The organism is Bacillus pfraonensis (genome assembly GCF_050768835.1).
In the GTDB taxonomy this organism is placed as follows: Bacteria; Bacillota; Bacilli; order Bacillales; family Bacillaceae_G; genus Bacillus_A; species Bacillus_A pfraonensis.
In genome coordinates, this window is the sequence record NZ_JAHCDO010000067.1 from 1 (window position 1) to 9,278 (window position 9,278).

Consider the following 9,278-nt stretch of genomic DNA (forward strand, 5'->3'; position numbering starts at 1 on the left):
AGAAGCTTAAGAAGCTCAAGAAAAAGTTGAAACAAGAACGGACAAAACTAACAAATCTTCGCAAAATCAAACAAAGTTGTGTGAAAGGGACGCTGACGTTTCTGAAAAACACCCGCTTCGCAAAGCACAACAACCTCATCTCCTTATCCCGTAAAAAAGACACCTTAATTTGGCTAAATGAATATCTGTTTGAACACCAATACTTAGATGTTCAAATCAAAAGAATTCAGGCGAAAATCGGTCATCTCACTCACAGACAATCCCGTTTAACGCAAAAACTTTCATCTGATCAAACGCATATTCCAAGCGCAGTATTTGGAAGTAAAAAACTGTTTCGCTCGCAATTTACCATCCGCGAGTTTGTACGGAACCATGACAAATGGAAAACATTATTTTCTCGTGCTCGAAATAAACAACTGATCCTATCTGGCCGGAAAGATGCCAAACATGGCAATTTTGTATTTCAGTATGTGCCGGAGACAAAAGAATTGTGGATGACGACAAGTTCCGGAAAAACACTTATGTTTCCAGCTGTTATGTTCCCATATGGGCAAGAAATGATTGAAGAAGTAATCACAACTCAATTACAGTGTAAGAATAAGAAAAAGGATGGCAAACCGATTGCGTGGTCTGTGGAAGACTATGGTTCCTATTATATTGTGAAATGTGTAGTCGATGTACCAGAAAATCCACACACGAATTACAGTACATCAGATGGTGTGATCGGTGTAGATTGTAATCTTGAGCATTTTGCTTGGGCACATGTAACGAAGGATGGGAATTATAAAGGAAGTGGTTCCCTTCGTTTTTCTATTATGGGGAAATCTACAGGACAAATCACAAAAATCATCGAAGTGGAAGCGATTCGCTTAGTGGACTTAGCGGAGCGGTATAACAAGCCGATTGTACTAGAGAAACTAGATACGACCCAATCGAAAACAGGAAATCGATATGGGAATAAGCGAGCCAATCGAATGAAGAGTATGTTTGCGTATGAGAAGATGACAAGTGCCATTCTGAATCGTGCAAATAAAAGAGGCGTGGCTGTCTTTCAAGTGAATCCCGCTTACACTTCAATCTCTGGAAAGATGAAATACATGCGGAAATTCGGCATCTCTATTCATCAATCCGCGGCCTTTACAATTGGTCGCCGGGGATTAGGATATAAAGAAAAAGTACCTCGGGTGCTTCAGCCATATATTCCAAAGAAAGACGCACATCATTGGAGTCATTGGCATCAATTAAACAATCAATTGGATATTCGCACGCATCATTTCTATCAGCTATATGATGTAGATCAACCGCAAGAGGCATTACAAATCGAGCGATTACACTTGTTTGAAAATGAAAAGAAAAAACTAGCAAAACTATCTGTATGATAAAGAAGAACACTTTGTCCCAGATTTTTACGCTTATTACCAGAGCAGATAATAAGTCTAGGAACTGGATGCATGACAAAGTGTTCTAGCCTCGATATAAGAAAAAGTAGTTGTACCTATTTTGTTTGCCTTTCGTCGGAAGATAGAATGGGTCGTCTTACATTCCATATAGACACTACCGAACTCTATATCGTTGTATCCTCTTTGTTGAACGAGAGGAACTGTTTTTGTGAGGACAGAGACAGGGGAATCCCCAACCTCAAGCTCTTGTAGAGGTAGGTGGGGGTAATTCAATACAAAAAATCAACATTAAACATTAATAGATCTAGTAGATAAAAATTCATCTTAGCTTTATGGGCATACGGCTATATTCATAAAGAGGGAGATTTACGGGATTCTGATGTGGTTGAATTCTTATAAGTATTGGAATAGTACGCTAATGCGATGATGCTCTAGCTAGAAAAAACGATCCATTTGAATCATATTGTAACGAAGGGAAACAAAAGTGGTACAAGCAATCTAAAAAGAGCAGCTCGCATAAGCTAACTGCTCAGCCCAGGGAGAAATAAGTTTGGGTAGGGTACTACAAAATTGGATTGTGGCTATTCACCAGCCTATCTATAGTATGGACGAGATTTGGAATATTATGCAAAAAAATGCTATTCTCTTTGTAGAAATATACATAAAGAATAGCGTTTTTTCATTATGAGAATACAAACCAATCTTAGCTTGATGAGGATAGAGAAGAACTTCTATGAGTATTATGAATAAACATTATTGAAATGAAAATAGTTTTTTTATGTTCATTAAGGTATATAACATGATTTAGTTTTATTGCTAAACAGATTCCTCTATACTCAACCTTTTATTCATTCTTTTTTTAACAACCGATTATGTAGTGTTGAAAGGGTGAGTAATGCGAGAATCGAACCCACTAAGGCAAGTGACATATCCCATTGTGCATCCCAAACGTCGCCTTGTGTACCTAAAAAGTCTTTAGCTGCCGTTCCTCCCTTTGTTATTTTAAATGCTATCCATTCGATGATTTCGTATAATGCAGCGATAGCAAGCGAAATGCTTATACTAATCGTCACTAACCAAAAGCCGTTAGTTAGTTGAGTTTTCCGTAGTAATATTTCTCTTATCACAATTGTAAACAAGCCTTTTATCAAATGTCCAAATCGATCGTAATGATTTCGATTTAAATCAAAAACATCTTTTATCCAATTAAAAAAAGGAACCTTTGAGTATGTGTAATGACCGCCGACGAACATTATAATAGCTAGTATTGCAATAATGATATAAGAGAGAGTGGTAAAGCGAAACTTATTGTATATTGCAATTATAATGATTAGACCGAGAACGGCAGGAATAGCTTCCGCTGCCCATGTCGAGTATCTTGCAGGCTTAATAACAGACCATATAAAAACTGCGGTAACAACCAGTAATAAAAATAGATGAATCATTTTATTTTTGTCTCTTATCACTTTTTTCACTCCTATTGAAAGGCTTTTCGCTTAAAGTATTTGAAAAAACGTAGTCTCGTATACAGAGTACTTAGAACAGTTTGCCTTAGTTTACACGAATGGATATGGAGTGAAAGGATGATAGGGATGAAGTGCCTTGTAATCGAAATTGTTCTATTACTTATTTTGTTGTCGAAAATATCGTTGAAAGTTACTTTCTTATATTCATAAATAGAAAAACAGTGTTTGCTACAAGTGAAAATATGGATAATTCGATATACGTTTGATGTGTTAGAAAGAATGCAAAACAGAAGAAAAGACTGGACAAAAAAATTGAAAAAGCAGAAGAAGAGGGCGGTATTGAAAATAAAGTAATGGTACAGCTTGATAGCATTGGAGAGATAGTAAAAAAATAGAGAATATAAACTGAAAAAAGCATTTAAACTAGGCGCTTTTTTCAGTTTATTATTTGGTTTGGAAAATGGTTTAGATCCATCCCTAGATGATATGAAAAGATAAGTAATTTATAAAGTAGTATGCTCAAGAGTGAATACTCAATTTATTGTTACATAACAATAAAGATGTTGCATTATAGTCATTCGACATTTATATACAGGAAATAAAGTCATTTATGAGAGATTTTTATTAATACAACAAAGGTGTATACATTCCTGCACTAAGATTTCATAAAAAGCTCAACTTTAATTATAGTAGGGATGATACTTTTTACTTACCATCAATGGTATGGGTTATGTGAAAAAAAGACGCTTTTAAGCCATCTTTTTGTACTTATCATCAGTATTTTCTTTTCACATGAGTTTGTTTTTATTGTGATTGTTGAGCTGACTGTGTTTGTAGGGACGATTGTACTTGACTTATAAGAGTTTGGGCTTGAGCTATTTCAGTTGAAGCTTGTTTTAAAGCTTCTTCACATAGTAGTTGATCTGCAGCAGATTGTTCAATTGCTTGTGTAATAAGTCCTTTAGAAAGGGATACTGCTGCTTGTGCTTTTTTTAATTGGTTAGTATCAATTTGTTGTGGCATTTTTTGTTTCCTCCTATATTGCATTTTTTTACTCTTATATGATTTTCTTCTGTATCATTTTTTATGTACATTTTTCATATATCTTGAGCTTTTGAAAGCTGGAAATTTCTTTTCGGTTTGAAGTATTTGCAATTCTGATTAGTTACTGTGAAAATGAAGGGAATCAACCGGTTGATATGCCTATTATAGAAGGGGGACCAGCTGCGTATTGGTCTACACTTCCTCTGAAAGCTACTGTGAAAAAACTTCGGGAAGAAGGCATACCAGCTTCTGTTTCGCAAACGGCAGGTACATTTGTTTGTAATCATCTCTTTTATGCACATGTTAGAAAAAGTGAAAATAGGATTCGTTGTGGATTCCATTTCTACCCGAACAAGCAAGTAGTCATCCGGGGCAACCGAGTATGTCGTTTTCAACGATTACGAATGGAATGAAACGATTCGTACAGGTCGCATTAGAAGTAGAAACAGATATTATAGAATGTGGTGGAACAACACACTGAGCAAAAATGCAACGCCTGCCATGGACAAATGTTATAATATAGGAAGAATGATACATAGAGGTGAGAGCAATGCAACAATATGAGGAAGTTCGTTCTGTTCTAGAAAAAGCAAATAAGATTACGGTATTAACGGGTGCTGGGGCAAGTACTGAAAGTGGAATTCCAGATTTTCGCTCAGCAAATGGACTGTATGCAGATGCAAAAGTAGAAATGTACTTATCAAGGGGATATTATAACCGGAGTCCAAAAGAGTTTTGGAAACATTATAAAGAAATATTTCAAATTAACACGTTTCATCAATATAAACCGAATCGTGGGCATGAATTTTTAGCTGATTTAGAAAGAAAAGGAAAAGATATCACGGTATTAACACAAAATATCGATGGCTTACACCAATTAGGCGGGAGCAAGCATGTTATCGATTTACATGGTACACTCCAAACTGCTCATTGTCCAAAATGTAAAGCGAAGTATGATTTGCAATATATGATCGATCATGAAGTGCCACGATGTGAAACATGTAATTTTATTTTGAATCCAGATGTCGTTTTATATGGTGATACATTACCACAATATCAAAATGCAATGCAGCGCTTATATGAAACGGACGTATTACTTGTGATGGGAACTTCATTAAAAGTGCAGCCGGTTGCATCGTTCCCGCAAATTGCAAAAAGAGAAGTAGGCGCAACGACTATATTAGTGAATGAAGAGTTAACAGGGCAAGAATATCATTTTGATTATGTCTTCCAGCAGAAGATTGGGCAGTTTGTAGGTTGTTTTAAATGATTTAATTGTTTCAACGAAGGAGCGAATCAAGGAGTATTACACACTTCTATGGTAACAACAAACAGTGGCAATTGTAATACATTTTCTTCGTGGTGCGGTTCAAGTGAAATTTGCTAGAGTTGTTGGGATCAAAGATGGCCCAACAGGAGTATATATATATCATTTTTCTTGGGGATAAAAAAAGAATTCAGTATTTCAGTGTGTTTAGCTTTGATTCGTAGATTAAGTAGTATCAATTTTCTTAGGCGCTGCCGTAATCGGTACAGCGTCTTATTATTTATTGGGAACTTGTTTTTCGCTATGATACAATTATATTGATTAATAATTCTGATATTAAATGCGGAAAGGAGTGTTGGAAAAAGTGAGCTTCCCAGATGAATTTGCAATAAAAATAAAAGAATATTTAGAAGACGAGAAGGATAAAAAAATTATCAAGAACGGGCACAGAGATGTAATCTATCAATATTTATATGAATTAGAAATTAAGATAGGTTTTATAAAGAATCCTAATTTTAATTTTTTTACATCTGGTAGACGTACTCATATAGTAGTAGAAAATATTGAATTTAAAACAGAAGTACATACTGAAAATAATATCATTGAAATTACCAAAATTGTTGATGAAGTAGTTACTCCTCTTGATACAATTATTGCAAAAGATGGAGAATTGTTCGCTTTAGGTCGTAATGAAAAATTTACGACAGAGATCTTAGAAGACTATCTGCGTGAAACATTTAGTGAAAAACTAGGATTATCACTCACTAATTAACTATTTTAAAGCATTCCTTATGGAGTGCTTTTTATTGCGTGAAAATTACATAGGTGGTCTAATGGATGGCATTTTTGTACGCAAATCTTTAAATAACATTTACTCGATCTTTAAAAAAAGAAACAATCTCATCTGAAATTAAACTTTTATAATCTTAGATTGCTACCTTCTTAGGAACGAATGAGCATAGAGCGAAACGTCTTTCATACAGGTGCTCGCTTTATTTATTATAGATACACACAGATCAGAGACATTATTACTCGCAATAGATACAATAATGTAACGATTGATAAAGTAAAAGAACTTTTAGATATAGATGAGTTCAAATATCTTTACCAATAATAGAAGAAATACATTATATTATTTCTTTTGTTGAACAAAACATGCAAATAAAAATCCGACTTAATGAAAAAATAATAATGAATAAACATTGATATATCAATGTTCTTGTAAAGTTAACGGGTATAATCTCTAAGGAAAATATAAGAGGAGTTTATCTCGTTTTTTGGTGGTTGAATTTTCTTAATTTTCTATAAAAATACTATAAATTATATTATCTATGTGCTTTAATATTATTAATAGAGAAGATTTTTATATCTAGATGAGAAAGTACGGTTTAATTTGTTGTTATGCACGAGATAAGGTGAAACTTTAATCAGTGGGGATTTTTTTCATCCCCACTGATTAGTAGCCCTCACCAATCGGGCTTTTACGGACAGTTAATCTCCTACCTAACTTCTTTGTTATTACTGAACTTTGAGGTGGGAGTCTTACTGTCCGTTAATGCGGGATAAAGATAGTTTAGATACTAGAAAGAGGAGAGCCTAATGAAAAAGAAGGAACAGAAAAAGAAACGGAAAAAGAAAACGCATATTCCCTTCCGATTAAATGTGCTATTTTTCTTTGTATTTCTTATGTTTTCAACTGTAATTATTCAGTTAGGTAAGGTTCAAATTATTGATGGTGAAACGTACAAAAATGAAGCAGAGAGAAAGGAAGAGAAAACAGTAAGTAAGCCTGTTCCGCGCGGTAAAATTTTTGATCGAGAAGGTCATGCGGTTGTTGATAATAAAGCATTAAGAACGATTACATATACAAAGATGAAAAGTGTGAATGCGGAACAAATTTTACATACAGCGACACAACTTGCTGGGATGATTGAAATGCCGCAGGAGGCTATGGAAAAGTTAACAGATGTAGATAAGAAAGATTTTTGGATGCAATTAAACAAGAAGCGTGCAATAGCAAAAGTAACGAAGGAAGATGAGCAGAAGTTAAGAGCCAACAAATTAACAGGGAAAGAATTTGATAAAAAAGTAGAAGAACTAAGACGAGAACGTATTACAGCGGAAGAATTAAATGAACTTACACGACAAGATATAGAAGTACTAGCAATTAAAAGTAAAATGAGTGCAGGTTACAATATGATTCCGAAAGTTATCAAAAAGGATGTCAAGCCGGAGGAATACGCAGTCGTTAGTGAGAAGTTAGCAAATCTTCCAGGGGTGGATACAACTATTGATTGGGAACGGGAATATCCATATGATAAATTACTACGATCTGTACTTGGAAATGTTTCTAGTGCTGATGAGGGACTACCGAAAGAACAATTAGATTACTATTTAGTCCGCGATTATAACCGTAATGATCGCGTTGGCAAAAGTTATATTGAAAAACAATATGAAGATGCGCTCCATGGCATAAAAGCACAATCAAAAAATACTACTGATAAAGAAGGAAATATCATTCACACGGAACAAGTGGTAAAAGGGAAAAGTGGCAATAATTTAATGTTAACGATTGATATGGAACTGCAGAAGCGAGTGGATGAAAGTATCGAAAGAAATTTAATGGCATTTAAAGCTTCAGAGCCAATGATGGATCGAGCTTTTGTCGTTATGATGAACCCGAAAACAGGACAGCTATTATCTATTTCAGGAAAAAAACTAGTAAATAAAGATGGGAATGTACAAGTAGAAGACTATGCACTTGGTACAATGACGAGCTCTTATGAATTAGGCTCAACAGTAAAAGGTGCGACTTTATTAACGGGTTATCAAACAGGTGCGATTCAACCATTTACTCATTTTATCGATGCACCAATGACATTTAAAGGAACAACAAAAGCAAAGAAATCATGGAAAGATTTTGGTGATATTGATGATGTTAGAGCCCTGCAAGTATCTTCTAACGTATATATGTTTAACACCGCTTTAAAAATCGCGGGGATAGATTACGTACCGAATAGTCCGTTAAATATTAAACAAGAAACTTTTAATAAAATGCGTTATCATTTTGGACAATTTGGTTTAGGTGTCCCAACAGGTATTGATTTACCAAATGAGACTGCGGGGCAAAAGGGAAAAAAAGATCATACACCAGGATTCTTACTTGATTATTCAATCGGTCAATATGATACGTATACTCCGCTTCAGCTTGCGCAATACATTTCGACGATTGCAAATGGCGGTTATCGTATGAAACCACAAATTGTACAAGAAATTAGAGAGCAACCAAATAAAGCAGAGGATATCGGTAAGGTAGTTCAATCGATAGAGCCGGTTATTTTAAATCGTGTAGATATGGATATTCTCTACATTAATCAAGTAAAAGAAGGATTTAGAAAGGTGTTTCAAGAAATGGATGGAACCGGTGTAGCTCATTTTCAAAACCTTCCTTATAAGCCTGCTGGAAAAACAGGAACAGCAGAAACGGTGTATGGTGGCGATAGTGATATAGGTAAGGATGAGAATGGAGATAGAAAAAAATGTTATAACTTAACCTTAGCTGGCTATGCGCCTTATGATGCTGATCCAGAAGTTGCATTTTCAGTTGTTGTCCCATGGGTAAACGATGATAAATCAGGGATTAATTCTAAAATTGGAAGGGAAATTTTAGATGCCTATTTTGAATTGAAAGTGAAAAAATTTGGTGAGAATCCAGTTTCTGTAGTACAGCCAAATCCGAATAAACCGCAATAAAAGATCTTTGAAGAGGGAGTTTGTTTGAGCAAGAAAATTTATAATGGTAGATATATTGCAAACACTGAGGAGAGCTTTGTCTTATTTATTTATCATTTTAACCGAGAAGACCCCCTCCTCTAAACGAAGTGAAGGTGGGGGTCTTCTCGGTTTTTTCTTTTTAAAGAAAACGTCTCTCTTTTTGTGGAACTAACGTTCGATTTAGTGTATAATGAGCTTATCAAATAAAAAGAGGTGAGAACAGGTGAAGAAAGCGTATTTTTCGAAACGGATCTACAAGATAGATGTACCGCATGAAATGGTAGATGCATTGGCAGAGACAGTCGAAACATTTAATCAGGCAAAACG

At 34.9% G+C, this 9,278-nt stretch carries 6 protein-coding genes and 2 pseudogenes; 6 read left to right on the forward strand and 2 right to left on the reverse strand.

Going from position 1 to position 9,278, the window contains the following annotated elements:
* Positions 1-1,379: IS200/IS605 family accessory protein TnpB-related protein (locus tag KFD70_RS28280; protein WP_431613532.1), on the forward strand; the 1,379-nt coding region annotated here is incomplete at its 5' end.
* Between the two features lie 869 nt (positions 1,380-2,248).
* Here KFD70_RS28280 and KFD70_RS28285 read toward each other — a convergent pair.
* Positions 2,249-2,866, reverse strand: a complete 618-nt coding sequence (locus tag KFD70_RS28285) for a DUF2238 domain-containing protein (protein WP_336454535.1) — start codon at positions 2,864-2,866, stop codon at positions 2,249-2,251.
* A 117-nt stretch (positions 2,867-2,983) separates the two neighbouring features.
* On the opposite strand from KFD70_RS28285, the pseudogene KFD70_RS28290 reads away from it, so the two are divergent.
* Positions 2,984-3,258, forward strand: a pseudogene (locus tag KFD70_RS28290) (DUF2953 domain-containing protein); the annotation flags it as partial.
* A gap of 412 nt (positions 3,259-3,670) precedes the next feature.
* Here the strand turns inward: KFD70_RS28290 and KFD70_RS28295 are convergent.
* Complete coding sequence (locus KFD70_RS28295) at positions 3,671-3,889, reverse strand: hypothetical protein (protein WP_336454536.1); 219 nt, start codon at positions 3,887-3,889, stop codon at positions 3,671-3,673.
* A 149-nt stretch (positions 3,890-4,038) separates the two neighbouring features.
* Between KFD70_RS28295 and KFD70_RS28300 the strand changes: the two are divergent.
* The 4 genes and pseudogenes from KFD70_RS28300 to KFD70_RS28315 all read left to right on the forward strand — a co-directional run.
* A pseudogene (locus KFD70_RS28300) lies at positions 4,039-4,391 on the forward strand (pyroglutamyl-peptidase I family protein); the annotation flags it as partial.
* Between the two features lie 69 nt (positions 4,392-4,460).
* Entirely contained in the window at positions 4,461-5,180 is a 720-nt protein-coding gene (locus tag KFD70_RS28305) for an NAD-dependent protein deacylase (protein ID WP_336454537.1), read from the forward strand.
* Positions 5,181-5,541: 361 nt separating this feature from the next.
* Positions 5,542-5,949, forward strand: a complete 408-nt coding sequence (locus KFD70_RS28310; protein WP_420792389.1) for a DUF3942 family protein — start codon at positions 5,542-5,544, stop codon at positions 5,947-5,949.
* A gap of 827 nt (positions 5,950-6,776) precedes the next feature.
* Positions 6,777-8,930 (forward strand): peptidoglycan D,D-transpeptidase FtsI family protein, encoded by a 2,154-nt coding sequence (locus tag KFD70_RS28315; protein ID WP_336454539.1) that lies wholly within the window; start codon positions 6,777-6,779, stop codon positions 8,928-8,930.
* Positions 8,931-9,278: the final 348 nt, after the last annotated feature.

What these genes read in the sequence shown, in the direction of transcription:
- KFD70_RS28295 (WP_336454536.1), bottom strand. Translation starts at nt 3,889, where the DNA reads ATGCCACAACAAATTGATACTAACCAATTAAAAAAAGCACAAGCAGCA.
- KFD70_RS28305 (WP_336454537.1), top strand. Translation starts at nt 4,461, where the DNA reads ATGCAACAATATGAGGAAGTTCGTTCTGTTCTAGAAAAAGCAAATAAG.
- KFD70_RS28315 (WP_336454539.1), top strand. Translation starts at nt 6,777, where the DNA reads ATGAAAAAGAAGGAACAGAAAAAGAAACGGAAAAAGAAAACGCATATT.